This window comes from Psychrobacter sp. CLB018, assembly GCF_041222815.1.
Lineage (GTDB): Bacteria > Pseudomonadota > Gammaproteobacteria > Pseudomonadales > Moraxellaceae > Psychrobacter > Psychrobacter faecalis.
Map to the genome: position 1 here is coordinate 885,676 of NZ_CP166085.1, position 24,942 is coordinate 910,617.

Sequence of the window (24,942 nt, forward strand, 5' to 3'; positions counted from 1 at the left end):
AGTTTGTATACTACTTATGGACAGGACGACCGTTAATGGGGCGGCGATGGCATTTAAGGTGTTACATTTTTATTAATAGTCAAAACATACAAAGCTAGTAAAAGCTTTTAAAAGGTGCTATTTTATATTAATGATAATTATTCTCAATTGCAAACTTAACTGCATATTGGTTTTAAGGCAGATTGAGATAAAAATCTATACTCAGCAAACCAGCTAAGGAGTTATCATGAGTTCTGATACCCAAACCAATCCTAATCCCGTCATTCCAAGCCATTGGAAAATCAAACGTTCGACACACTTCTTCACCAAAGATAAAGTACCCAATGCTTTATTGACCCATCACAATACGGCTGAGGGCGTTTACGGCCAAATCTGCGTCATGCAAGGTACGGTGACTTTTTATGGTTTCGCTGACGAAGCGGCCACTGAACCAGAAAAAACAGTCGTTATCAAAGCCGGACAGTTTGCAGTCAGTCCACCGCAATATTGGCACCGCGTAGAGTTAAGCGATGATGCTCAGTTTAATATCAACTTTTGGACAGAAGGCGATACTGGCAATAAATCGATGTTTAACAGCTCGAAAATTCATAGTAAACCTATCGAAAAGTTATTTGATAAACCAGAGGAATCTTAATATCCAGCGTTATAGCCAACTAGCGTTATTGGGCTATTACAAGCGCTTTTGTCGTGGCACAATAACGTTAAGTATTTATATGATGAATATCTACCTCTAGGAATCAAGTATGTCACCTTCTAGCAATCCGTCTGCCCATAAAAATACGAGCAGCGATATCTGTACTGGGCCAAAAGATTACCGAGCTGTTATCAAATCAATGTCTCATACCAAGACGTGGTTGTTTGTGCCAGCAACGCGCATAGATCGGGTAGAAAAAGCCTTTGCTAGCGGGGCAGATGCAGTGATTGTTGATTTAGAAGATGCGGTTGCGCAAGCAGACAAAGCCCAAGCTCGTGCGGCGTTGAAAGACTACTATATTGCTCAGCATGAGGCAAAAAGCTATCGCCCGATTTGGCTACGTATCAATCAAGCAAGTAGTGCTGAATTTGCCAAAGACTTGGCGCTATGTCAGCAGCTGCCAAAGCTAGCAGGCGTGCTATTAGCAAAAGCGGTGCAGGCAACAGATATTGACAAAATCTACCAACAAACGGGTCTGCCGGTGATTGCCGTAATAGAAAATGCTATTGGTTTATATCGTGCCAATGAGATGGCAGAAGCGCGCGGAATGGTGGCATTTAGCTACGGCTTTTTAGACTTATGCAATGATTTACAGGTACAGGTGGGCACAGCATCAGCGGATATCATCGCCAATCAAATTCGTTATCAGCTTATCTTAACCTCAAAAGTCCATCAACTGCTCGCACCGATTGATAGCGTGTATGCGGACTTTAATGACAATAAAGGTCTGCACAAGCGTGTGCAGCTATGGTCACAGATGGGTATGTCGGGCATGCTTTGTATCCATCCTAAGCAAGTTGATGTCGTTAAAGAGGCCCTGCAACCAACTGAGAGCGAGATTGAATTTGCGCAGCGAGTAGTCGCAGAATACGAACGCAGTGGGCAAGCCGTCTTTAAGATAGACGGTAATATGGCCGATGCGCCGGTGATTGAGCGCAGTCATCAGCTACTATCAAATCGTCTGAGTAATTAATAAGTGTTCCTAATAAAAGACCAGATAACTTCATTTATCTGGTTTTTTTATGTTTTTGCATAGCGCAGTCATCAGCTACTATCAAATCGTCTGAGTAATTAATAAGTGTTCCTAATAAAAGACCAGATAACTTCATTTATCTGGTTTTTTTATGTTTTTGCATTAGGTATAAGTTATTTGCTATTCGAGTTTTTCTCTCTAAATTTGGTTATAAATGAAGGACTTCACTCGTGATTTGATAAAAGTGAACCGCGCAGTTTATAAGAAACATAAGAATAAGCAAAAATAACTCTTAACATTCATATTAAATGAATGTTAAAATGTTTCCAATTTGATGCTAGATGTAAATATACATCAAATAGGTTTAGCGCATGAAGCGATAAAATCTATCCATTAATCGTCATATCATCAAAGATTTAAGCCTTCAATCCCAGCTTTGATTGTGCTTTATTCTTAATCCCAAGACTAAAGCATCACTCAGGTAGCAGGCTTAACGTTTATAAGATGATTGATAGGTTTATCGTAACAGGCAGCGGTATTAATCATTTATGGAATTATAATTGCGCTTACAAAAATTCATTTAAAATGAATGTTAAGCGTTCAGTTTATCTATCTAGCCAGTAGGAGCAAGATATGGGCGAATATAAAAAGTATTGGTGGGGCTTAATCGCCGTCCTCGTCATTACCTTTACCTTTTTAGGTTGGGGCGGCGTGGAAGTCTATCGTACCGCACCTCCTATCCCTGATCAGTATATTGATAGCAGCGGAAAGGCATTAATCACAGAAGAAGATATTTTAGATGGTCAATCTGCTTGGCAGCGCACGGGTGGTCAGCAGCTTGGCTCGATACTTGGACATGGGGCCTATCAAGCGCCTGACTGGACCGCAGATTGGTTACACAGAGAGCTTGTGGCGTGGTTAGATATCCGGGCGCAAGAGTTATATGGGCATGATTTTGCCGTGGCAACGGATGATCAAAAAGCGGTACTTAGCGCGCAATTGAAAAAAGAATATCGTGGCAGCAATACCAATGCTAACAATCAAGTGGTATTGTCAGATACACGAATTGCCGCTATTAATGAAGTCGCGCCTTACTATATCGGTCTGTACGGTAATGAGCCTTCATTGCAAAAGTCGCGTGAAAATTTTGCTATGAAAAACAATACTTTGGCAGATATTGAAGACAGACAAAAACTGACCAACTTTTTCTTTTGGACCACTTGGGTTGCGTCTACCAACCGTCCGGGTACTGATGCCACATATACCAATAACTGGCCGCATGAGCCTTTAATTGATAACGTCCCAACCTCTGAAAATATCATGTGGTCTATCGCCAGTGTGGTGTTCTTAATCGCTGGGGTTGGTTTTCTTATCTGGGGCTGGTCGTTCTTACGTAAAGAAGAAGACGTCAAAGAAGCAACGGCAAGTGCTGACCCATTAACCAAAGTGGCGTTAACACCGTCACAAAAAGCCTTGGCAAAATACGGTGTACTAGTCGTTGCTCTATTGGTATTCCAAGTATTTATCGGCGGTTTCGTCGCGCACTATACCGTTGAAGGGCAAGAGTTTTATGGTATCGCTGTATCCGATTACTTCCCGTACTCCTTAGTACGTACGTGGCATATTCAGGCAGCACTATTTTGGATTGCTACTGCTTTCTTGATGGCAGGCTTGTACTTAACGCCACTTATCAATGGCGGTAAAGATCCTAAATACCAAAAATTGGGCGTAGACATCCTTTGGGTGGCATTAATACTCGTGGTTGTAGGCTCATTTGTTAGTCAGTACTTTGCGATTGCCGGTATTATGCCTGCAAAATACAACTTCTGGTTTGGTCATCAAGGCTACGAATTCATTGACCTTGGTCGCTTCTGGCAGATTTTAAAATGGGTTGGTATCTTATTCTGGTTGGTATTAATGACCCGTGGCTGTTTACCGGCGCTTAGAAGAAAAGAGGGCGGTGATAAAAATTTATTAGCGATCTTCTTTGCATCGGTCGTTTGCGTCGGTTTATTCTACGGTGCAGGCTTGTTCTACGGCGAGCGTACCCACTTAACCATCATGGAATACTGGCGCTGGTGGGTGGTACATTTATGGGTAGAAGGCTTCTTTGAAGTATTCGCCACCGTCTCACTCGCATTCATTTTCTACAACTTAGGCTTAGTCAACAAAAAAATCGCCACCGGTTCTGCCATCGCTTCAGCAGCCCTATTTATGCTCGGCGGTGTGCCCGGTACATTCCACCATTTATACTTCTCAGGTACAACCACGCCAGTCATGGCAATCGGCGCGTCATTTAGTGCTTTAGAAGTGGTACCTTTGGTGGTATTAGGCTACGAAGGTTATGAGCATTGGTCTATGCAGCGTCAAGCGCCATGGATGAATAAGCTTAAATGGCCTATCATGTGTTTCGTTGCGGTCGCGTTCTGGAATATGTTAGGTGCAGGGGTGTTCGGCTTTATGATTAACCCACCAGTCTCATTGTTCTATTTACAAGGGTTAAATACTACCGCCACTCACTCACATGCTGCACTGTTTGGGGTCTATGGCTTCTTAGCAATCGGCTTTGTATTACTGGTCATGCGCTATATCCGTCCTGATTATGTGTTTAGTGAAAATCTTATCAAAACTGGTTTTTGGGCGCTAAATGCAGGCTTGGTATTGATGATTGTCACTAGCTTATTACCGATTGGTATTTTCCAAGCGCACGCGTCAATGACCGAAGGCTTATGGTATGCGCGTAGTGAAGGCTTCTTACAACAAGATTTCTTAGTCACACTGCGCTGGATTCGTACCTTTGCTGACGTGATCTTTATTACTGGTGCGGTTTGTGTGGCACTGCAGGTCGTCAAGTTTGCTTTTGCCAAGCCCTCACATGCAAGCTATCAACCTGATAGCCCTGTCAATGCGGATAACTTACCAACCAATACCGTACGTTAAAAGCTAACAACCGTAAAAAAGTAAAAGCGCAAAAAGCTCTGCAATGGCAGTAATGCCAGTCAGTTAACGCTGACTGGTATTTTTTTTGGGATATTTTTGTGGTTTACCCTTAACTACCCTCGGGCAAGATCGCTTTCTACGTTCAGGAATAACAAACAATTTCCCTTCCTCTAAAAGTGCATCTAACAACTTAGGGAAGAGGCCCGCAGCCTGTAAAGGCGCAAACCGTAACAAATCAACAATCGTAATAGACGCCATATGGAAGCTAATTCGTAGAGGGCTAACCTTAGCCCTAAGAGCCATATAGCGCATCAAACGTCTTATCAGATTATAAGCAATCATAAGCCCCCAGAACTCTTGTAACACAAGCTGTGGCAGCTTACTTCTTAACACCAGCCCCTCCTGTAGATCAGACTTAATTTCCCTAAAAGCCATCTCAATCTCCCAGCGCTGCAAATACAGCTGTGCCACTTTATCCTTAGTAAAGCGTTTATCATCTATTAAAGAGGTTATGTATCGTCTTGTCTTACCCTCATAACGACACTCAATTAATCGAGCTTGCCAAGTATCGGGTAGGTTTGGGTTTTTCTTTTGAGCTTGGGGAGAAACCGGCATTTGTATCAAGTAGTCCCCTTCACTAAAGGTTTCAATCACAGTGTAACGCAGATTATCTTTAGCCCGCATAAGCCAATGACTGTTTGGATGGGTTTGTTGCCAACTAATCAGTAGGTCTGCTGAGAAATAGGCTCTATCAAATAGCGTAATGCTATTGTCTTGAACGTTTAGCTGACGGGCTAAGGTGATCTCTCCTTGACCCATATCTCCAAGGGTTGTGTCAATGATCTCATGCGTGTCAGTATTGATCAGGCATACCGAACGCATTTGTGGATAGGGCGCCTCTTTGGTTCTGCCTTTGCTTGAACTAAAGTGCTGAAGGTTCTCATCAGTATAGGGTAGTGAGTATACGACACCGTCTACAGCTTGGACGCTAAGTCCCATAAAGTCTTGCTGCTGGGCTCGTGATTCTGTTTGGTAGTGAGCACTTAGTTGATGAAATAGCTGCTTTAGAGGTTCATGCCCGAGGCGTTGTCTTGCTTGTACGACTGCACTGGGTACACAGGCCTGTGAGTCTAGATTAAGACGCATTTGCTCTGTGATATACCAGATGGAACGGTTTCTATATAAGGCGGTACCTATGACTAGCCAAACGACATGTTCAGCAGGTAGCTTACGCCTTCTAATGCTCGCTTTGCCGGTATATTCTAAAGCTTGCTGTATCCACTCAGGGTCTATTAATTCACTAAATTGTTCTAGGGTGTCTGGAATCCTTTTATGCGTCTCATTAATAGCGTTTTGTAGTCTCATAGTAAAATAGCCCATCTACTTATTAGATGGGCTATTTTATTACTTTTATTGAGTTTTTGCCTTAACTGACTGGCATTACTGCAATGGCAGGGCTTTTTTGTGGCTAAGCAAGAAGGAGTTTGATGCTGACCTCAAAGTAATAGCCGTCTTTTACCGTGATGGCTATTTTACCGTTATGAGCATTGACAATCGCATGCACAATTGACAAACCTAAGCCCGACCCTGCATGCATTGATAAGGTTTTATGATGGCGATAAAAGCGCTCTGATAATTTATCCACCTCTGCTTGCGTCATCGGGGCGGTTAGACGGTTAGTAAAGGAGATTTGCAGGTATGAGGCTAGCATGCCTGATGAAGATAAGACTTGCCTATTATCTGCAACCTTATCCGTAACAATTTTGCCATTAATATGAATAATACTATCACTGGCGGCATAATAAACGGCATTGGCAATTAAGTTAGCAAACAGCCTTTGCAATAAGCTTTCATCACCAAGGACGATTTTAAAGCCACCTGTTTTTTTAAAGGTGATAGCGCGATCTTCGGCTATCCATTCGTAATACTCCATCATCTTAGTCAGCAGTAAATCGCTATCCACGCGGTTAAACTGCGAATGAATCAAGCCTTTTTGCGTTTTTGCCAGTAGCAGCATGTTGTTAATAAGGCTCGATAATTGCGCTAAGGTGTCATGCTGATGATGTAGCTGCTCGATATACTCATTGCTGGCTCGCGGTTTGCTGAGCATGACTTGGGTTTGGGTGCTGAGGGTAGCAAGCGGCGTGCGCAGCTCATGGGCGATATCGTCTGAAAAACGTGACAGCGTTTCAAAGTTATGCGCGAGCTTAACCATCATTGCATTATAGGATTCAGCAAGCGCTCGCAATTCACTGGGCATATCCGCTATCACGATTCTATCATCGAGCTGGTCGGCATTGATACGGCTCATTTTTTGCCGAATGGTCGCAAGCGGCGCAAAGCCTAAATGCACACTAAAAGCGGCGATAGAGACTAAAAGAAAGGTAATGGCGATTAAAATAACAATCAGCTGACGGTTAAATTGCGCCAAATACTGATGATGAACATCGATGGGTAGGGCAATAAGGGCTAAGCGGCTGGCATGCTGAATGACAATAGCGCGATAATGGCGGTCGTTAATTTTTAGATCGAACGGCTGTTCGTGATGTTTTTGCCACAACATTTTGACCGCGCCACTATGACTCGATTGATTGATAAAACCAGTTGGCACACTGATAAGCACTTGCCCGTTATTATCGGTAATCACGGTTTTGACTTCATAGTCGATACTAGCGTTCTGTAAAGCGAGCGCCTGCTGAGAAAGTGGCTTTTTCTTAGTGTTACTCGTGTCAACTATGCTATTGCTGTCCATATACTGGCGTAAATTAAACGCCGCATGGGTCAAAATCTCCGCATCCATTTGCTCAAAATGCTCATTAACCGAGCGCTGTATCCAGACATACAGAAATATCTGAGTGACGATGACGCACAAGCTTAACAGCAGGATAGTACGCCACAATAAAGATAGGCGACCATCCGTCGCAATCGGCGTCATATTATTCAGTGACTGCAGCGATAACAGCGCTGTCATTGGCATCATCATCTATATCTAGCCGATAACCCATGCCGCGCACCGTATGAATCAGTTTAGTATCGAAATCGTCATCGATTTTAATCCGCAAACGCCGTATCGCCACATCAATCACATTGGTGTCGCTATCAAAATTGATATCCCAGACTTGCGAGGCAATCACAGAGCGCGGTAGCACCTCACCTTGGCGCTCAAGAAAAAATTGTAGTAGCGCAAATTCTTTAGCAGTTAGCTTAATAATCTGCTCGCCGCGTGTGACAGTGCGCTTGGCAATATCCATTTTTAAATCGGCAATTTGTAGCACTGTATTAGCATAATCGGTTTGATTGACGCGGCGTAGTAGATTTTTGATTCTGACCAATAATTCAGCAAAGGCAAAGGGCTTGGTCAGATAATCATCGCCGCCGATTTCTATGCCTTTTACGCGGTCGCTTAAATCATCTTTCGCGGTCAAAAACAGCACTGGCGTCAGTTTGCCCGCCGCCCGATAATTGCGTACCAACTCAAAACCACTCACATCAGGCAACATCACATCCATGATGACCACATTAAAATCCTCAGTCATCAAAGCATGATAGCCACCAAGTCCTGTGGTTTGGTGCTCAACAATAAAGCCTGCCTCACTCAAACCTTTTTTAATATAATCACCAAGTGACAGCTCATCTTCGACCAGTAGTATTTTCATAGCGTAATCGTGCCCGTTATTTATAATTTTTATGCGATTGCATCATATATAAACTGCAAACCTCCAATCATAGAGCAATGCCAGCGCTATGCCTATGCCAGATGGCTAAGATGACAACATTGTCATCTTAGCGTCATCTCATTGTCAGGCTGATACTGCTATCATTTTTGGATAAAAATCAACAAGGTTAGTTTGCGCTTTATAAAGCAATGCGTGCAAACAAAGATAGTACAAACCGAGTATACGCGGATGTTGAGTCTGCTAAGCAGTGGTTATAAGCTCATAAAATGCAATAAAAAACCTTTTAGTCATTGGCTAGCCTTTAAATAGCCTAAGCAATATAAATTAATAAAAAAAATATAAACAACGTAGCGGGAGACTACCTTATGCAGCATTCAAAAGAAGAAAAAATGAACCCGTATGTCAGATTTTCATTGATGATTTTAACATCGACCATTGTTATGTATATCATGATGTATTTTAATACTTATCAATGGGATCACGTTTATTTTAGCGAAACCAGAGCTTATATGGCGCTGTATATGGGCGCCGCTATGTCGGTCATCATGTTGGCATTTATGAGCCATATGTACAAAAAAACCAAAGTCAATCTTATGATTTATGGGCTGAGCATCGTAATGTTTGCCGTTGGTCTTTGGGGCGTCAGATCCCAAGCGACCGTTGATCAAGTTGACTGGATGCAGGCGATGATACCGCATCATTCGATTGCTATCTTGACCAGTACTCGCGCCGATATCGACGACCCGAGAGTGCGTAAGCTTGCTGATGATATCATCGAGGCGCAAGAGCGCGAAATTGGCGAAATGCAAGAGCTGATCGAAGAGCTTAAATAAATTAAAGAAATACATTAGCTTAGACGCTTAAAAAACCTAGAAGTTAAAAACCTTAGTTCTTAAAGCGCTAAGGTAAGTTAAGAATTCACTAAATATTTTAATAAATGCTCGTAGTTAAATGGCTGTATTTAACGCAGTCATTTAGCTATTTTTTTTCGGCAAATTTTTCTTAATTCGCCATTTTTATGCTTCATTTAAATAAAGGATATTCCATGAAAATTATTAACCATTCACGCCTTAGGGTGCTTACTGCTAGTATCAGTGCTGCCTTGCTTATCAGCGCCTGTCAGCCTGCAAATGAAGAGGCTGCTAATAAAAACGCTGCGCCTGCTACAGAGCAAGCAGTCGTCACTGATACGACTCCCAATACGGCGACCAGCCCGCACGCCAATCATGATATGGCAGCGATGAGCACCGATACTGAGCACATGTCGGTGACGCATAAAGCGTACAATGATTCGATGGTAAAAATGCACGATGCGATGATGGTTGGGATGAATTACAACGATCCCGATGCCGCGTTTGCGCAAGGGATGCTCGGTCATCATGTCGGTGCGGTTGAAATGGCGGAGATTCAGCTAAAATATGGTACGGATAAAGAGATGCGTCAGCTAGCGCAAGAAATCATCGACGCCCAGCAATCTGAGATCGAGCAGATGCAAAGCTGGCTGGCCAGTCATCCTGACGCAGCTGAAGCCACGCCTGATACCAAAGCCATGCAGCAAGCCTACGCTGATGGGATGGACGCTATGCACGATGAGATGATGGCGGGTATCGCTGATCCTAAACCTGATATGGCCTTTGCGCGCGGTATGTTGCCGCATCATAAGGGTGCCGTTGATATGGCGGAAGTAGAACTAAAATATGGCAAAGATGCCGAAATGCGTCAGCTGGCGCAAGCGGTTATCAACGCGCAGCAGGCTGAAATTGAGCAAATGCAAAATTGGATTGCTAAAAATGGCGGCTAGTGCTTTTGTATAAAATGCGATGTTGGTTTAATATAAAAATCTGTTCCTTAAATTAAAAAATCCAGCTAAGAATCTTAGCTGGTTTTTTTTACGAATAATAATTTCTTAAACTTTAAACAATGATGGCATGCTGTTAGACATTTTTACCATGTTGCTTTTGCTGAATGTCTTTTGCCAAGTTATAGCATTCATTAATATGGTCGGTGGCGATTTTTTTGAAAATCATATAGCCCATGGTCGCGGCGACCATTTGTCCGCCTAAAGGAATGAACTTAGTCACTTGTTTGGCGGCAATACGACCACCGAAACCTTGAACGGTCTTTTTCACGATACCACGTGTCGCCATTAGTCCTGCAAAATCAACCGTACGGTCTTTTAGCGCTTGCCAATGGATGGCGCGTGATTCTAAATCAACGGCAGACTGGCGGCCTTCAATCAGTCCAAAACGCTCACTGATCTCAGGTAGCAGGACGGTCAGCATGCTGGCATCAACTGCCACATCAAAAAATGGAATAGGTACAATAGCGACACCAGCAGAAAGTTTGGCGCGTTTTTTGACCAATTTCTCGCAGTCTTTTTTGACTTTATCTAGGTCTAAATTAGGGTCAATGGTATTAGGCAGTTTTTCAGCGGTTGGGGTGGTTTTCATAACGCGTCCTTAAAATGTTTAAAAAACAGAAAGTCATTAATATAGTAAAAGCAAACATGGCAAAAATGATGAGTATCTTATAATTTTCCAATAAGTCATCTTCTCATAACTTATCTTGAATGTTTACCATTTTATGGCTTTATAAGCGCCATACAATCATTGCTTTGTAGCAAAATGCAGAAAACTGCAGGCTCTCTGCACCGTTTTTGTAAATAAAGGACAGGTTGGCAAGCAAGCGTTTAAAAATTCGCCATCAGTAACCTTTATTTTTCCTACATGATATGTCATATAAATTATGCCATAAGGCATAATTGGGCAATCGCCAAACCTAGACGATAGTGCTAAAAATTCCCATTGTGGCTATCTGCCAAAGCCAGTAGAATAGCACCATGCTAAATTTAACCCCCCGTTATACCTGCACTCGCATCGACGAGTTGCCCGCCGCGTTGCAACCACTGGCCGCCCAATCCTTTACCCTTGCTAGGCTTTATGCCGGTCGCGGTATCGCTACGCCTGATGAGTTAGAGACTGGCCTATCTGGTTTATTGCCAGCCGAAATGCTGCATGGCGTCACCGAAGCGGTGCGTTTGTTAGATGTCGCCATCGATGAAGGTCAGCGTATTTTAATCGTTGGTGACTTTGACTGCGATGGGGCAACCAGTACAGCATTGATGATGCGTGCGCTGACAAAGATGGGTGCGGTGGTTGATTTTTTAGTCCCTGACCGTTTTAAATATGGTTATGGTCTGACGCCAGAGATTGTCGAATTAGGTATCCAGACTTATAAGCCAGACATGATTGTGACGGTCGATAATGGTATCTCAAGCCATGACGGCGTGGCGCGGGCGCAGGCCGATGGCATCACTGTCATTATCACTGACCATCACCTAACCACCAAAGAGACGCCGCCTGCCGAAGCAGTGGTCAATCCCAACCAGCTCGATTGTAACTTTAGTAGTAAAGCCTTGGTTGGCGTCGGCGTGGCGTTTTATGTGCTCGGACGCTTGGCGAAACTGCGCCGCGAAGCAGGCAAGTCTAGCGTGCAAGTCAGCCAATATTTAGATTTGGTCGCGCTTGGGACGATTGCTGACGTTGGCGTACTCGATAAAAACAATCGTATTTTAGTCCATCATGGTCTTAACGCCATTCGCCAAGGGCGCTGCTCGCTTGGGATATTGGCACTGCTTGAGCAAGCAGGTCGTGACCCGAAACAATTACAGGCGCAGGACTTTGGTTTTGTTTTAGGTCCGCGTATCAACGCTGCGGGGCGTATGGATAATATGCGTATCGGTATCGAGTGCTTATTGACCGATGACTGGAGTACCGCACAGCGTTTGGCTCAAGAGCTTGAGCAGCTTAATCGTACGCGCCGTCATGTCGAAGGCGAGATGCGCGCGCAAGCAGATAGCATTGTGCAAGCGTTAGCTGCTACTGATTCTAATGCTGATGTGAATACTGCTGATGTTAATAATAGGGCTGACGAGAGCGATGAAACTCTTATCCAGCCTAAAACTGAAAAGTCAGCTATTGATAATCAAAACCGCAGCATCATTTTATATCAAGACGATTGGCATCAAGGGGTTATCGGCATCGTCGCTGGTCGTTTAAAAGAAAGCCACTATCTGCCCAGTATCGTCTTCGCGCCAGCGGATACAGAACGCACGGGTGACGACGATGCCATCAAAGGCTCGGCGCGCTCTATCGCAGGCGTGCATATTCGTGATGCGATTGAGCAAGTGGCCGAACGTTATCCTGATTTAATCAGTCATTTCGGTGGTCATGCCATGGCAGCAGGTTTAACCATCAAACGTCGTAATTTCGATAGCTTCGTAACCGCGTTTAATGAAGTGATGGCGCAGATGGATGAAGAAGTCTTTGCCGAGCAGAAATTTACCGATGGACCCTTGCAAGCGGCTGACTTTAGCTTATGCTTTGCAGAGCATTTAGCCAATGCCAGTATATGGGGCCATGGCTTTGCACCGCCGATATTTGACGGCGTATTTGAGGTATTGAGCTTTAAGATATTAAAAGACAAGCATCTTAAATTGTCGCTACGTTATCCTGAGGTGCAATATCCAATTGAGGCAATCCAATTTAATTTTGATAGTAGTGCTTGGGATTACCGCGCCGACAAAGTGCATGTATTATTCCAGCTAGACATTAACGAGTGGAACGGCAAACAAAGCTTACAGTTGATGGTCAAAGATTTGGCGCTGGTAAAAGAGACGGTAGAGGAAAGCGAGTAGTTGCTAGGCTTGAATACTTTAATATTTCCATTCAATGGTTGGAAACTGCCAGTCATAACGAATGGCAAGCATACGCAAAGTAAAAATCGTCGCCATTGCTGAGATATCGGCAATCCAAGCGCTTACGCCAAGATTGTGCAGGGCAAAATAAAGAATGCCGCCCGTTAAAGACGCACTGATATAAATCTCTTGCTGTAGCACCAGCGGAATCTCATTACAAATCATATCGCGGATGATGCCGCCGACAATAATCGTAATCACCCCGAGTAATAATGCCACCGGCACATTGGCGCCCATACTATCAGCAACCTTGATACCGATTAAGGTAAAGGCTGATAGCCCAATAGTGTCGGAGAGCTTGAGGAATTTATCAACGCGCCTAGAGTTGGGGTGAAAGAATATTTGCATCACCAATGACGAAACAGTAATAAGCGTCAAATAACTCATGTCCACCATCCAGAACAGCGGATGACGATCCAAAATCACATCGCGCACCGTACCGCCGCCGATGGCAGTCACAATCGATACCAGTAAGCAGCCAAAGACATCAAAATTCTTATGCTTGGCCAATATCGTCCCTGAAATACTACAAGCGATAATCCCAATCATATCAAACAGATAAATGAGTGAGCGCGGGTCAAAAGTAGTCATCAATTCAGAATCTAAAGCGATGGTGAGCATACATTTTTCTCATTAAAGCCCTTATATTAAAACATCAATATCAAAGCACTGCTATTTTTTGCCCATGAGGTTAAGCGGTAAAACAAATATTCAATCGACCAAACGAATAGAAGGCAGATGCCAATCGAATTTAAGCGCCAGCATACGTACGAAAAAGATGATAAATAGCATCATAAACTCATTGGTAACCGCATCAACGCCCCAGTAATCAAGCGCCAAATAGCTCAAGGATCCTGCAATACTAGCGGTGATGTAAATCTCACGCTGTAGCAGCAGTGGTATCTCATTACAGATAATATCACGCAATAAACCACCGATAATCGCCGTCCAAACTCCCATCATAACCGCAATAACTGGCGACATATCTTGCGCCAACGCCACTTTAAAACCAATAACACTAAAGGCCGCCAGTCCAATCGCATCAAAAAATTTGAGCGCTTTATCAATCTTATGATACAGATGAAAGAAAATTTGTAGAATAAGCGAGGTGATGGTAATGACGATGACATAGTTGAGGTCAGTCATCCAAAATAACGGATGGCGATCGAGCGCCATATCACGCAATGTACCACCGCCAATGGCATTGACCATAGAAACCAAAATACAGCCCGCAATATCAAAGCCTTTATGCTGCGCCAGCAAAGTGCCCGCGATGGCGCAAGCAACGACACCCACCATATCTAATAAATACAGCAGAATATCGGGGAAAATAAAGTGATTTATCATGACTTATTTTAGCCTCAACCGTCTTTTGCAAATAAAATCAGCCCTAGAATAATTAGCCCAATACCGACCAATCCCATTACTGATGGTATGGCATTATCCAACAATAGTATACCGCCAATCAAAGCAAAGATTACCTCGCTGGCTTGGGTCGAGTCAACGCCTGCGACTTCGCTTGAAGTCACCGCTTGCTCACGCGCATAAAAAAATATGCTCGTCGCCGCTACTCCAGCCAGTAATGCTACTAGCAAAGTATTAAATAATTGGGTGGTTGCAGGTGGTTCAGGCTGGATAAAAGCGCCTAAAATTAGCCAAAATGGAAAACTACCCAAGGTCATCAGCCAAACCTTGTTAAAGGCATTTTGTAATAAGCTCGTCTCGATAGCAGGAATGCGGGCAATGAGGTTTTGTAAAGCAGAAGTTTGGTTAGCACTAATAGTGCTACTGGTATTTAAAGAAATACTGCTGTGTGCAGCGTTAGAGGCAGCAGCAGATAAGTCATAAGCTTCTGAGACAAGTGCTTGGTTACTATGCTCGTGATGACTTTGTTCACTGTTGAGTTTCTTATCTTCTGTTACTTGTTGCTTTTTAGCCTTATCTTTATGAGGATAGTGTTTGCGTGAGTTATGGGAAACTTGCCAGACCAGTTGATTGCCGATTGGGTAACTAAAAGCCGCAATTAGCGCAGGTAGGGCACCGTAAAGTAGCATTTCTGCCATCGGCGCGCTATCAATGTCGGCAAGGGCAGAGGCGCGCAAGCCTTCGCTGACGTTGACCAATACTACCCCGATAAACACCAAAAAGGCATAAATAATAAATTTCTTATCAAACCTTTGTCCGAATGCCAATAGTACGAGCAAACTGGTTACGACGGTAAACATAAAGGTAGCAGCAACGACCCAGCCTGCCACGTGGTCGCCTGCATAGCAAATACCGGTATAAAATACCCCAAAGCCAATACTGCCGGTAAGACACCAAAAGCGCCAGTGCTGACGAAAAATGCTCGCAAGCGCTTGAATACGTCCAAAGCCATGTTGCAGGATAATAACGGCGCTGATAATCAGCCACATAAAGACATAGCGTAGGCTCGCTGACCAAAACCAATGGCCGCCAGCATTACTCATCAGCTCATTTAAAATAAATGTCGAGCTAAAGAACGCCCCCGCCAATAAGCCCAGTAAAATCAGTTTGACCATGTATGCGTCCTTGCAGTCGGCTGGTTAGCTATAGTCAGAGCACTTTTAAACCGCTACGGTGTTACCCGCCCTAGATGTACTCAATGTACTATCTGCGGTCGGTCGCCTTGTAGCGATTCTAAAATTCCTTGGCTATATTTAGAGGATGTTTAGTTTGGAATTTTTGTTGTTTGCTTATTTGAACTATTGATTTGTCCAATTTGCGCGAAGCTCATTCAATTATTTACCTTTAGCATCGGCCCAAATAATCTTATGCAGTTGTAATTGGAAGCGGACGGGAAGGGCGTCTGCCAGCATCCATTCAGCCAGCTCGCGTGCCAATACTGGCACATCGGGGCTGCTCAATGCTTCACTAGCAGCGACTTCTTCTGCGACAGTAAACATCGGTGAAAACCAAACCGTACCGACCAATTTATCAAGTTGATGCTCAAACAGTGTTGCCTTTGCCCACTCATAATCGGCGCGATTCATAATGACAAATTTGATTTGGTCGTGCTGGGTGAGATAGTCGAGGTTTGACCAAAGATTCTTATCGACTTCACCTGAGCTTGGCGTTTTCAGATCCATTACTTTGCTGACCGCAGGCGGTACATTTTTTACCGTCAGCGCCCCTGCGGTTTCAAGTGAAATCTCATAACCGTCATTTAACAAACGTTGCATCAATTCAACGGCGTTTGGCTGCGCTAACGGCTCGCCGCCAGTCAAGCAAATACGCTGACAAGGATAGCTTTTGATGGTCGCGACAATGGCTTCTAGCGATTGCCGCTCACCGCCACTAAAAGCGTACTCGGTATCACAATACACGCAGCGCAACGGGCAGCCAGTCAGGCGCACAAATATCGTCGGCAAGCCTGAGGTCAGCGCTTCACCTTGCAGCGAATAAAAAATCTCGGTCAAACGTAGCCCTGCTTCGGGATCAGTGACAGGAATTGCCGAGGTGCGTAAAGATAACTCACTCATAATATGTCAAATACAGATAAAGATTGATAATGCGGCGCGCATTGACCAAATAAAAAAGGGTTTAGTAGTTTGTTTAGCGCTAATATTTCTAGCGCCCAAACGAGGCAAGGATTATAACGTAATGTCTTGTATTAAGTTAAACTTAAACTGATATTGAACATTAAAAAAGATGCTGAAATTGGGTTTCAACATCTTTTTGATTGCCTGATATCTATGGAAGCTCTAGGAAAATTACATCACTAGGCCAAACGTAATAACTCATTGACCGAGGTTTTGGCACGGGTTTGCGCATCGACTTTTTTCACGATAATGGCAGCATATAAGCTGTGAGTGCCGTCTTCTGATGGCAAGCTACCGGGTACAACGACCGAGCCTGCTGGTACACGGCCGCGATGAATCTCGCCCGTTTCGCGGTCATAAATGCGCGTTGATTGCCCGATAAACACGCCCATAGAAATTACCGAGCCTTCTTCTACTATCACGCCTTCAACGATTTCAGAGCGCGCGCCGATAAAGCAATTGTCTTCGATAATCGTTGGATTGGCTTGCAGCGGCTCTAAGACACCGCCGATGCCAACGCCGCCTGATAGATGCACATTTTTACCGATTTGGGCGCACGAACCAACCGTAGCCCACGTATCTACCATCGCGCCTTGGTCGACATAAGCGCCAATGTTGACATACGATGGCATTAAGACGGCACCTGCTGCGATGTATGAGCCTTTACGAGCAACCGCTGGCGGTACCACGCGTACGCCAGCTGCTTTAAACTGCTCTTGAGTCCAGTCAGCAAACTTCGTCGGCACTTTGTCATAAAACTGCACGTGTTCGCCCGCCGCCTGGACATAGTTATCGTTTAAACGAAATGATAATAATACCGCTTTTTTAGCCCATTGATTGACCACCCATTCGCCATCTTTTTTCTCAGCAACACGCAAGCTACCGTTGTCTAATTGTTCAAGCACTTCGTTGATAGCGTCGCGTATGTCTTGTGGCATGGTTGCTGGGCTATAATCGTTACGATTTTCAAAGGTTTGCTCGATGGTTTGTTGCAATGTCATAAATATTCCTAAAGTTGGTGAAGGGTAAAAAAGATAATAAAAGTGGTCGTTTAAATTAATCAAGCATTTTGTTACTAGGCAGCAGTATTGCTATTTATCCAGTCTACAATATCTTGATAAACTTGCTGTTTATTTTGTTCATGAATCGGCTCATGGCGCATGTGCGGGTAGAGCTGTAGCGTGATATTGCTAAAGTTCTGTTTTTCTAAACGGCTGGCAATTTTGCGAATACCTTTGCCCATATCGCCGATCGGATCGTTCTCGCCACTGACCAGTAACATCGGAAAATCTTTGGCAATGGTCGTTGCCCAGTTTTTATTGAGACCCGCTTCCATTAAGCTAAACAAGGTTAAAAACCCATTGTTGGTAAAATCAAAGCCCGTCAATAGATCAGCTTCATAAGCTTCGATAGCTTGAGGGTCTTCATTAAGCCAAGCAAATTCTGAAGAAGAAATACGGTTATCAAGCTTGCTATTGAGTACCTTATTCATCACATTGGCAAAGACTGGGTTTGGCTTTTTAGGCGCCACTTTTGCCAGTACTTTATTAATAGGTAATAGCACTTTGGTTAATGGATTGGCATCAGCGGTACCCATTAAGATGGCCCCAGTAAAGTTCTGCGCGTGATGTTTGAGGACATTGCGCACGATAAACGAGCCCATCGAATGACCCATAACGAAATGCGGCACATTAGGATGTCGCACCTTTAGACTGTCCGCCATGATAATAACGTCTTTTAATAACGATTGCACCGGATGTTCTTCAGCAAAAAAACCCAAATCATTGGCTGATTTGACCGTCTGTCCATGACCTAGCTGATCGTAAGTGGCGACCGCAATACCGTTATCTGCTAAAAACTGCGCAAGCTCTGCATAACGACCGCTGTGCTCGGCCATCCCATGCACAATCAATAGGGTAGCAGTAATCGGCGTGGTATTATCGCTTGGCTCAAAAAAAGTATGGTGCAAATAATGGGTGTTGTCAGAGGAGGTGATTTGCTCGGTGTTACTCATAAACGAATCCTAATATTGATATAAAAGAGACAGAAAAAACTTTATAGTCAAAATTATAGGAATTTGACTATAAAGCATTAAATTTTTTCTTAGTATGCTGTCATTATAGTTTTACTTTGTCGGGCGCTGATAGATTATTTTACCTTCTTTAATGGTAGTGACCACATGAATATCTTTAAGCTTATCTGCATTTACCGTCAATGGATTGGCATCTAATATAACCAAATCAGCGAGCTTACCTTTGGTTAAGGTACCTTTGCTATTTTCCTCATAATACTCATAAGCGGCATTGGTCGTGATGGCTTTGAGCGCTTGATAAGGGGTTGCGCGCTCATTGGCGCCGATAATCTTGCCTGAGCGCGAGGTGCGATTAACCGCTGACCAAACGGTAAATAACGGATCGACAGGCGTCACGGTATCGTCAGAATGGTTGGTGTATTTTAACCCCATTTTATCCGCTGTCGCTATCGGACTTAAAAAATCAGCGCGTTTTTTGCCTAAATTCTGCACATGCACATCACCCCAAAAATAGGCATGATTGGTAAAAAATGACGGTAACATCTTATATTTTTTAAAGGCTTCTAGCTGATCGGGGCGCGCAAACTGAGCATGAATAGGCACCGTACGGCGATCTTTATCAGCGGCTTGTCCCGTCTTTTTGACTGCATATTCATGGGCTTTGATAATCATATCTGTCGCGCCATCGCCATTATTATGGATAAACAGCTGGTTATCGTGCTTATAAGCCTTGGCAAACATCTCATTGAGCGCATCTTGGCTGATACTCGGCAAACCGCGACAGTCTTTTTTGCAGTCTGGCACTGGCGTCAAATAAGGTTGACTGAAATAAGCGGTTTTACCTTGCGGCGAGCCATCAGCTATGATTTTAGTTCCTTGAACTTTAAAACCGTTTTGATAGGTCTTCCAAACAAAGTCTTTGTCCGCTAAGTTTTCATCTAAATCACTGCTACCTGCTAATGCGACTAAGTCGATTTTCAGCTTGCCAACATCGGCTTGTTTTTGGAAAAACTGAATAGTATTACGAGCTGTTGAACCGTTGTGGGCGGTAGTCAGACCATTTTTGGCATAATAATCTTGGGTTTGCTCAAAAAACTTAGCTTGATTGGGCTCTAATACCTCTAGCATTCGCCGCATAAATGGGTACATAGCGGTTTCTTGGACGAGACCATTTGGCTCGCTAGAACCCTTAACCCGTGCAATATTACCACCTTCTGGGTTTTTAGTATCTGCGGTAATGTTCAGGGCTGCTAAGGCTTGGCTATTGGCGACACCCATATGACCGCTGGTATGTTGCAGGTATACAGGGTTATTAGGCAATACTTTATCGATATCTGCTTTGTTTGGATGACGACCTTCTTTTAATTGACTCTCATCATAACCCCAACCGTAGATCCATTCACCATCGGCGATGTTATTGTCCTTTTTATAGTCTTTTAAGGCTTGTAGTAATTTATCCATACTATCTATCTTGCCAACTGGCGGCGGGTTTAAATTTGCCTGACCCATGGTGTTTGACACCATATCAAAATGACTGTGCGGATCGATAAAACCCGGTAGCAAGGTTTTGCTGTTTAAATTCACTTGAGCGGCATTTTTATATTTTGATTGCGCCGTATTTAAATCACCAACATAAGCAATTTTGCCAGCCTGCGTGACCAAAGCTTCGACCATCTGCGGTTGCTCACCTTCCATGGTAATGATATTGCCATTGTAATAAACCGTTGCTGAATCGCTTGTTTGTTCTGTATTTGGCTGTTTTGAGGTGGTTTGCAGGGCAGTACAACCGATCATACTCATCAGTCCAATACTCAGTAACGTCGGCTTAATAATACCTATAGTCATGGCGCTATCCCTAATAGTTTTTTATAGTTGTTTTCACATAAATAAGAGCTCTAACCAATGTAGCGATAAAGCTTTAAAGGGTCAATGTTATTTATGAATTTATCGTTGGCTAACAATATAGCAGGTTTAATATAAGGTCGATAAACAACTAACCAAGGACAATACTAAAGGCTAAGCTTATTTTTTTATAAAGTAACTACTTGCTGCAAGACTGGTAATAGAAGAAGAAAAGAGAAAGGTTTTTGCTATTTATAGGCTTATGAAATAAAACACCAGCCATAAAAAAACCCCCATCAAAGTGATGAGGGTCTTGGCAAATGCCATAATCGAATCAAAAATGATTCAAAAGATTTACAACTAAAATATGGCTCTCCAACCTGGGCTCGAACCAGGGACACACGGATTAACAGTCCGTTGCTCTACCAACTGAGCTATTGGAGAATAAGCGGTAAGGGTTTTATGACTTACGGCGAGCTTAGAAAGTCTCTAATGAGTTCTTGCTAAGTGGGGCGTATTCTAGCAAAGATAAAAAATACGTCAAGCTTTTTTTTTGCAGATTTTAGAAAGATTGCGTTTTTACGTGGTAGATAGAAGGGTTTACACACCTTTTAGTCAAAATCTAATCATAAAACCATGAGAAAAATTATAGGCATCTGAATAAAAAATATCTCCTACACTCACTCTAACGGTCTTTATTTGCGATTTAGCAGAGGCTACTGTATAACGGATATTTAAAATAGACAGGTTTTACGATAACAGCAAGGAATATTATGTCGCAATATAACACCAGCTCTACTGCTAAAAGCGCCCCTTTAAATCATGAATTGTATATGTCGGTGCTGATGACGCCAGATATGGCCAATTTCATCGGCAACGTTCATGGGGGTGATTTGCTCAAGATGCTTGACCAAGTCGCTTATGCTTGCGCCAGTCGCTACAGTGGTAGCTATGTGGTGACGCTATCAGTCGATCAAGTGATGTTCCGCGAGCCTATCTACGTGGGCGAATTGGTCACTTTTGCCGCTAGTATCAACTATGTCGGTAGAACGTCTATGGAAGTGGGGATACGGGTTGAAGCGGAGGACGTTCGCGCCCGTACGATACGCCATACCAATAGCTGCTATTTTACCATGGTAGCGATTGATGATAACGGTAAACCGACGCCTGTGCCTGCGCTTGAGATTAAAAACGCCATGCAACAGTGTCGTTTTGACGCAGGCTTGGCGCGTAAAGAGCTACGCATGCAAAGCTCGCATCGCCCGAGCTGCGACATCAATCAAATGATTGGCGAAAGTCTAGGCGCTGATAAGATGACGGATAAAAGCGGCAACGACAATGATATGATTGGCGAGCTTGCTCAGCATAGCAATGCCAAATAAGGCGCATTTTACCTAGCAAAATCATCAATACTTAAACAAAGTCTCACGAAAACCTTACTGACCAGTGGTGGCTATTTGGTTAAATTTAATGATAAATAACGCAGTTAAAAATAGTTAGCGCTCATGGCTTAACTTTTTTGATGGCTGTTTTACTTCATTATATTAACCATTTATTGAGCCTCATATGAGTTCAAAAAACACTGAATCATCAAACATTCCTTCCAAAGATCAGCCAGCACCGCAAACCGTTCGTACCCGCGGTGCTGGCAGTGCGCGTTCTATTGCCAATTTGACCAAAGATACTAGCAATTCTAAAGACGGTATCAATCCTAACCTCAATTTCACTAACGTCACAAGCCCCGAAAACATTCAGGAGGACAAGAAGCAGGAAGACGAGAAATCCTCGTCGCTGGTTACTGTGCTCATTGCCGTAGGAGCGAATGTTATTATTGCCATTGCCAAAACCGTTGCGGCATTTATGACTGGCTCTGCTTCTATGATTGCTGAATCAGCGCATTCGTGGGCAGATGCCGGTAATGGCACTCTACTCATCGTGGCGGAGAAAAAAGCGGTCAAACCTGCCGATAACAGTCATCCGTTAGGCTATGGTAAAGAGTCATACGTATGGTCGATGATTGCCGCTTTTGGCGTTTTTATGGCAGGCTCGATTGTTTCTATCTATACCGGTATCACCGAGTGGAATGCGCCTGAAACAGAAACCAATTACACCATTGGCTTTATTATTTTGGCAGTGGCGTTTGTGCTCGAAGGTTTTTCTCTAGTGCAGGCGTATTTACAAAGTAAAAAGCATGGTCAGGCTATTAATGTCAGTGCGTTAGGTTATGTGGTGAATACTTCAAACCCAACGTTGCGCGGGGTATTTTTTGAGGATTTGGCAGCGGTCATAGGCTTGGTGGTCGCAGCAGCAGCGATGGGTATGCATGCCTATACAGGTGAGCCATTTTGGGATGCCCTTGGTTCTATTATCGTGGGCATATTATTGGGTATGGTGGCTATCTTTTTAATCAATCGCAATCGTGATTTTTTGGTTGGCTATAAAGTCTCAGAAAAGACCCACTGCTATATTTTAACGGAACTATTAAATCATCCTGATATCGACAGCGTCTCTTATTTACACTTAGAGTGGGTCGGACCCAAAAAAATATTTATGGTGGCAGCGGTCGATATCGCTGGTAATCAACAAGAACAGCAAATCGCGCAAAAATTTGAAGATATTGAAAACCAATTCCGCGCCAATCCATTATTTCAAGAAGCGATTTTGACATTATCCGTTCCCAATGCTGAGGTTTTACGTTTACCGGATGAGCAGTGTGCTTAATAAGATTTGCCGCATAATAAATAATCGTCACCTATAGTAATAAGAGTCTTATATGAAAAATTACCTAAAATCTTCCAAAAAAAATACCAGTCGGCGTCCTACTAGCATCAATCCATTACTTACTTTGGTGGTGACAACGCTTCTATCAGCACCTATCGTCAATGCCAATGCAGAATTGATTGTCCATAGTGAGCCAAATAGGGTTAGTAAGGGCACCAATAATATTGCCAAGCAGCAAATGAACAATCAAGCACCAACTGATGTGTCTATCATTAAACTGATGCAAGTGATGCATATCGACGAGCAGATTCAGTCTATCGTCAATGGTCAACAAGCGGCCATCGATGCCATTAATACGCAAACCAAAAACCAGAATCAAAGCAGTAATCAGCGCGCCAGTGACCAACAGTTAAATAAGCGCCAACGCGATCTACAAGAGCAAATTCAAAGCGTGTTAGGGCAATATGCTAAGATTATGACTGAGGGTATCGGCAATGCAGCCGACGCACAAACTTTGACGCAAGCTTATATCAGTGCCGCTAAGACTTACTATACGCAGGCTGAAGTCGATGCCCAGATTAAATTCTACGATACGGCAGTAGGGCAAAGTATCCTTGCCAAGCAGCCACAAATTACCGCGGCTTTTTTACAGCAATCCTTGCCTGAAGATACCAGCGAGACTGAAGCGCAATTAAGCGAGCTATTGCCGCAAACCAGCGAGACTGAAGCGCAATTAAGCGAGCTATTGCCGCAAATGAAGCAGATTATTAAAGGCGTATTTTAAAGTCATTATTTTTTAATCTAATTCTAATCCGTTTTAATACGCGTCTTTAAAATCAATTTTTCTAAACCTAATATAGTCAGTTCAAAACAAAAGTGTTATGGATAGGACAAACATCATAAAATAATTTGGATAAGTCATTTTCCATCCACCCTTGGCGTAGAAACTTCACTTGAGCCCATTTTTTCTCAATAGGGTTCAAGTCTGGGCTGTACGGCGGCTGCCATAGAATACGATGACCATGCCTGTTCAGTAATTTTTGGATACGTCTACTTTTATGAAACCGAGCGTTATCCATGACAATCACGCATTTGGTTTTAAGACTTGGTATTAGCGTGTGTTTACACCAGTGATAGAATATGCCGCTGTTAATGTTGTGTTCAAAGTAATTCAGTGCAAATAGCATCTTTTTATATAGAGCACCAATGACGTTGGTTCGCTTTTTACCTTGCCAGTTGTAGCTGTCGATACAGGGTTTGCCTATCGGTGCATAACCATGAGGACGAATGATCTGGCTTTCAAAACCGCTTTCGTCCATATACACAATGGGATAACCTTGCTGTTTAAAGTTATCAAGCTTACTCTGATACGCCGCTCTTTTTATTGGACACGCTTTTGGATGCTCTAAGGTCTTTTTTTTGACTGATGCCTAGGCGTTTTAAAGCCTCACAAATGGCTGGGGCAGTACAGTTGAACCGTCTTGCTCTCTCATAGTGATAGTCATCAGGGTAACGCTCAACGTCTTTACGTAGTGCATCATCTGGTATTTTTGATGGCGTAACATTGCGAGTGCTCTTACTATGCAGCCGTTTCTTCCACTTTTGAATGGTGGTTGGACTAATGTCATAAAAAGAGGCTGCCTCGGCAAAAGTCATGCCACCTGCTAAGCTTTTAAGAACTTGTTTGCGATAATCTAGTGAGTAAGTCATGATAACTGAGTATATCTATTGAGTTATTTTATCTTAT

22 protein-coding genes and 1 tRNA gene are annotated in these 24,942 nt (G+C 43.4%); 9 read left to right on the top strand and 14 right to left on the bottom strand.

The genetic code is table 11. The features are described 5' to 3' along the window. The first annotated feature begins 226 nt into the window (after nucleotides 1-226). The 3 genes from AB8P72_RS03915 (at nucleotide 227) to AB8P72_RS03925 (ending at nucleotide 4,607) form a co-directional block, all read left to right on the top strand. Nucleotides 227-634 carry a DUF1971 domain-containing protein gene (locus tag AB8P72_RS03915; RefSeq protein WP_369958054.1) on the top strand — a complete coding sequence of 136 codons (408 nt, stop codon included), beginning with the start codon at nucleotides 227-229 and terminating at the stop codon, nucleotides 632-634. Nucleotides 635-743: 109 nt separating this feature from the next. After that, nucleotides 744-1,667 carry a CoA ester lyase gene (locus AB8P72_RS03920; RefSeq protein ID WP_369958055.1) on the top strand — a complete coding sequence of 308 codons (924 nt, stop codon included), beginning with the start codon at nucleotides 744-746 and terminating at the stop codon, nucleotides 1,665-1,667. A 633-nt stretch (nucleotides 1,668-2,300) separates the two neighbouring features. Next, entirely contained in the window at nucleotides 2,301-4,607 is a 2,307-nt protein-coding gene (locus AB8P72_RS03925; RefSeq protein WP_369958056.1) for a nitric-oxide reductase large subunit, read from the top strand. A gap of 63 nt (nucleotides 4,608-4,670) precedes the next feature. Here AB8P72_RS03925 and AB8P72_RS03930 read toward each other — a convergent pair whose 3' ends face one another. The 3 genes from AB8P72_RS03930 to AB8P72_RS03940 form a co-directional block, all read right to left on the bottom strand. Further along, the gene (locus AB8P72_RS03930; protein WP_369957939.1) at nucleotides 4,671-5,972 is read right to left on the bottom strand and encodes an IS4 family transposase; all 1,302 of its coding nucleotides are present in this window, start codon (nucleotides 5,970-5,972) and stop codon (nucleotides 4,671-4,673) included. A 103-nt stretch (nucleotides 5,973-6,075) separates the two neighbouring features. After that, a complete protein-coding gene (locus tag AB8P72_RS03935; protein ID WP_369958266.1) occupies nucleotides 6,076-7,542 on the bottom strand; it encodes an ATP-binding protein in 1,467 nt (488 codons plus the stop codon). A gap of 1 nt (nucleotide 7,543) precedes the next feature. After that, nucleotides 7,544-8,263, bottom strand: a complete 720-nt coding sequence (locus AB8P72_RS03940; RefSeq protein ID WP_369958057.1) for a heavy metal response regulator transcription factor — start codon at nucleotides 8,261-8,263, stop codon at nucleotides 7,544-7,546. Nucleotides 8,264-8,649: 386 nt separating this feature from the next. On the opposite strand from AB8P72_RS03940, the gene AB8P72_RS03945 reads away from it, so the two are divergent. Both AB8P72_RS03945 and AB8P72_RS03950 read left to right on the top strand, forming a co-directional pair. Beyond that, nucleotides 8,650-9,117 (top strand): DUF305 domain-containing protein, encoded by a 468-nt coding sequence (locus AB8P72_RS03945; protein WP_068408027.1) that lies wholly within the window; start codon nucleotides 8,650-8,652, stop codon nucleotides 9,115-9,117. Between the two features lie 212 nt (nucleotides 9,118-9,329). After that, nucleotides 9,330-10,085, top strand: a complete 756-nt coding sequence (locus tag AB8P72_RS03950) for a DUF305 domain-containing protein (protein WP_305936152.1) — start codon at nucleotides 9,330-9,332, stop codon at nucleotides 10,083-10,085. 133 nt (nucleotides 10,086-10,218) lie between these two features. On the opposite strand, the gene AB8P72_RS03955 is transcribed toward AB8P72_RS03950, so the two are convergent. Continuing rightward, nucleotides 10,219-10,734 carry a hypothetical protein gene (locus AB8P72_RS03955; protein ID WP_068408032.1) on the bottom strand — a complete coding sequence of 172 codons (516 nt, stop codon included), beginning with the start codon at nucleotides 10,732-10,734 and terminating at the stop codon, nucleotides 10,219-10,221. 389 nt (nucleotides 10,735-11,123) lie between these two features. On the opposite strand from AB8P72_RS03955, the gene recJ reads away from it, so the two are divergent. After that, complete coding sequence (recJ, locus tag AB8P72_RS03960; protein WP_369958059.1) at nucleotides 11,124-12,980, top strand: single-stranded-DNA-specific exonuclease RecJ; 1,857 nt, start codon at nucleotides 11,124-11,126, stop codon at nucleotides 12,978-12,980. An 18-nt stretch (nucleotides 12,981-12,998) separates the two neighbouring features. Here the strand turns inward: recJ and AB8P72_RS03965 are convergent, their stop codons facing one another. The 8 genes from AB8P72_RS03965 to AB8P72_RS04000 form a co-directional block, all read right to left on the bottom strand. Continuing rightward, on the bottom strand, nucleotides 12,999-13,661 hold the full coding sequence (locus AB8P72_RS03965; protein ID WP_198327890.1) for a trimeric intracellular cation channel family protein: 663 nt from the start codon (nucleotides 13,659-13,661) through the stop codon (nucleotides 12,999-13,001). Nucleotides 13,662-13,751: 90 nt separating this feature from the next. Then, nucleotides 13,752-14,387 (bottom strand): trimeric intracellular cation channel family protein, encoded by a 636-nt coding sequence (locus AB8P72_RS03970; RefSeq protein ID WP_102077838.1) that lies wholly within the window; start codon nucleotides 14,385-14,387, stop codon nucleotides 13,752-13,754. A 14-nt stretch (nucleotides 14,388-14,401) separates the two neighbouring features. Next, nucleotides 14,402-15,580 (bottom strand): multidrug resistance efflux transporter family protein, encoded by a 1,179-nt coding sequence (locus AB8P72_RS03975; RefSeq protein WP_198327891.1) that lies wholly within the window; start codon nucleotides 15,578-15,580, stop codon nucleotides 14,402-14,404. 219 nt (nucleotides 15,581-15,799) lie between these two features. Further along, nucleotides 15,800-16,540: a 7-carboxy-7-deazaguanine synthase QueE gene (gene queE / locus AB8P72_RS03980; protein ID WP_198327892.1), complete on the bottom strand. Its 741-nt coding sequence runs from the start codon at nucleotides 16,538-16,540 to the stop codon at nucleotides 15,800-15,802. A 239-nt stretch (nucleotides 16,541-16,779) separates the two neighbouring features. Then, the gene (gene dapD, locus AB8P72_RS03985) at nucleotides 16,780-17,601 is read right to left on the bottom strand and encodes a 2,3,4,5-tetrahydropyridine-2,6-dicarboxylate N-succinyltransferase (RefSeq protein WP_369958060.1); all 822 of its coding nucleotides are present in this window, start codon (nucleotides 17,599-17,601) and stop codon (nucleotides 16,780-16,782) included. Between the two features lie 74 nt (nucleotides 17,602-17,675). After that, nucleotides 17,676-18,614: an alpha/beta fold hydrolase gene (locus AB8P72_RS03990; RefSeq protein WP_369958061.1), complete on the bottom strand. Its 939-nt coding sequence runs from the start codon at nucleotides 18,612-18,614 to the stop codon at nucleotides 17,676-17,678. Between the two features lie 111 nt (nucleotides 18,615-18,725). Then, nucleotides 18,726-20,477 carry an amidohydrolase gene (locus tag AB8P72_RS03995; protein ID WP_369958062.1) on the bottom strand — a complete coding sequence of 584 codons (1,752 nt, stop codon included), beginning with the start codon at nucleotides 20,475-20,477 and terminating at the stop codon, nucleotides 18,726-18,728. 365 nt (nucleotides 20,478-20,842) lie between these two features. Then, nucleotides 20,843-20,918: transfer RNA gene (locus AB8P72_RS04000), tRNA-Asn, on the bottom strand. 329 nt (nucleotides 20,919-21,247) lie between these two features. Here AB8P72_RS04000 and AB8P72_RS04005 point away from each other — a divergent pair. The 3 genes from AB8P72_RS04005 (at nucleotide 21,248) to AB8P72_RS04015 (ending at nucleotide 23,979) form a co-directional block, all read left to right on the top strand. Further along, nucleotides 21,248-21,856, top strand: a complete 609-nt coding sequence (locus AB8P72_RS04005) for an acyl-CoA thioesterase (protein WP_144297161.1) — start codon at nucleotides 21,248-21,250, stop codon at nucleotides 21,854-21,856. Between the two features lie 184 nt (nucleotides 21,857-22,040). After that, entirely contained in the window at nucleotides 22,041-23,195 is a 1,155-nt protein-coding gene (locus tag AB8P72_RS04010; RefSeq protein WP_227678211.1) for a cation diffusion facilitator family transporter, read from the top strand. Nucleotides 23,196-23,247: 52 nt separating this feature from the next. Next, nucleotides 23,248-23,979 (top strand): DUF2059 domain-containing protein, encoded by a 732-nt coding sequence (locus AB8P72_RS04015; protein ID WP_198327896.1) that lies wholly within the window; start codon nucleotides 23,248-23,250, stop codon nucleotides 23,977-23,979. A gap of 76 nt (nucleotides 23,980-24,055) precedes the next feature. Here the strand turns inward: AB8P72_RS04015 and AB8P72_RS04020 are convergent, their stop codons facing one another. Then, nucleotides 24,056-24,580, bottom strand: coding sequence for an IS630 family transposase (locus AB8P72_RS04020; RefSeq protein WP_369958267.1), 525 nt, complete (start codon nucleotides 24,578-24,580; stop codon nucleotides 24,056-24,058). Further along, entirely contained in the window at nucleotides 24,555-24,905 is a 351-nt protein-coding gene (locus tag AB8P72_RS04025; RefSeq protein ID WP_198327897.1) for an IS630 transposase-related protein, read from the bottom strand. Before AB8P72_RS04025 ends, AB8P72_RS04020 begins: the two co-directional genes overlap by 26 nt. Nucleotides 24,906-24,942 lie beyond the last annotated feature (37 nt).